This is a genomic window from Novosphingobium sp. UBA6272 (genome assembly GCF_002440635.1).
In the GTDB taxonomy this organism is placed as follows: domain Bacteria; phylum Pseudomonadota; class Alphaproteobacteria; order Sphingomonadales; family Sphingomonadaceae; genus Novosphingobium.
Map to the genome: position 1 here is coordinate 1,206 of NZ_DJUW01000023.1, position 1,334 is coordinate 2,539.

The 1,334-nt window shown below is 66.7% G+C and carries 2 protein-coding genes; both read right to left on the minus strand.

Annotated elements, in window-relative coordinates:
* Window positions 1-919: S1/P1 nuclease (locus B2V17_RS10940; protein WP_292997558.1), on the minus strand; the 919-nt coding region annotated here is incomplete at its 3' end.
* Between the two features lie 2 nt (window positions 920-921).
* Window positions 922-1,334, minus strand: a 413-nt coding sequence (locus tag B2V17_RS10945; RefSeq protein ID WP_292997560.1) for a GcrA family cell cycle regulator, incomplete at its 5' end; no start/stop codon positions are given.

Sequence of the window (1,334 nt, forward strand, 5' to 3'; positions counted from 1 at the left end):
TCGCCCGGGCCAGCAGGTCGGCGATCCGATAGCCTCCCGTCGCAATCCGGCGCTTGGCGAGGGCATTGGTCGCGGCTTGCTCCATCTCGCTGACCTGCGGCGCTGCAGCTTGATCGGGCGAAGCCAGCAGAAAGGTGCCCGTATAGCCAAACAGTCGCGCCAGTTCGGCGGTTTCAGTCAGGTTATAGCGAAACAGTGCTTGCGGATCGCCGTTCTTGCCAAGTTCGCGGGGCAACCGGCTGCGCGGCCATTCCTGCACCAGCGCATCGGCCCAGCTTGGCTGTCCTGCCGGCAGGGCCAGGCCGCCGCGCTCGATCGTCTTGTCCCAGAACTGATGCAGGTTGGTGACCTCACCTGAAGGACGACGCACAAAGGCGAGTTCACCCGCGCGATCGGTCATGCTGTAGGCTGCCGTCATCTGGTGCCCGGCGTGCAGCGGTTGCTGGATATCGCCGATGATGTGGATCAGCCAGCCAATCGCTTTGGCCCGCTGCTTAGGTGCGGCGCAGGGATTGGAAAGCTTGGCGAAGTTATCGGTGAAGCCGGAAAGCGCCGCACCGTTTTCGATCGGCCAGAGCCAGGTTCGTCCCGAAACGACCTGCAATTGATAGTGCCATTCGGGCTGATCTTCAGGCCCGCCCCGAATATCGTCGGGCCAGCGCGCCAGGATCTCGAACAGCACGCGCTCCTGTTGCTCTGGACTGAGCCGCTGCAGGAACGGTGCAAAGCGCGGGTAATCCTGATGCTGCCGCGCGAGCGTGAGCAGCTCCGCCAATTCGGCAGGATGGTTTTGCCTGAGGTCGATCCAGGCGATTGCCCCGGTGGTCTGGTGGCTTTCTTCCGACCAGGCCATGGCAGGGGCGCTTGCAGTCGATGCCAGCAGCGAGAATGCCGCGAGCCGCGCTGCAAGCCGGCGCACTTTCAGCGCACCCGTGGTCCGCCGAATGGCAGCGGCGGAGGCGGGCGGCGATGGCCGCGGGGCAGCTGGGCCTGATAGGCGCGCCCACAATGCTCGACGCAATAGGGGAAACCGGGGTTCACCTTTTCGCCGCAGAAATGGAAGTCCGGCTCACCCGGGTGGCCCATCGGCCAGCGGCAGATCCGGTCATTCAGATCGAGCAGGCTGGTCTTGTCCGCAACTTCGGCGCTCGGCTTGGCCGGGACCAGGCGGCGCGGCGGCGCGGGCGGAATCGGCGCCTGCTGATCGCCGGGTCCCTGGCGCAGGAACCCGCCTGGGCCGACCGAGACAATCCGCGGCGCATCGCTCGCCGGGGCAAAGGGAGCACCACCCGCAGTAGCGGCCGGACGCGGTGCCGCCGCGGCCGGGGCCGGGC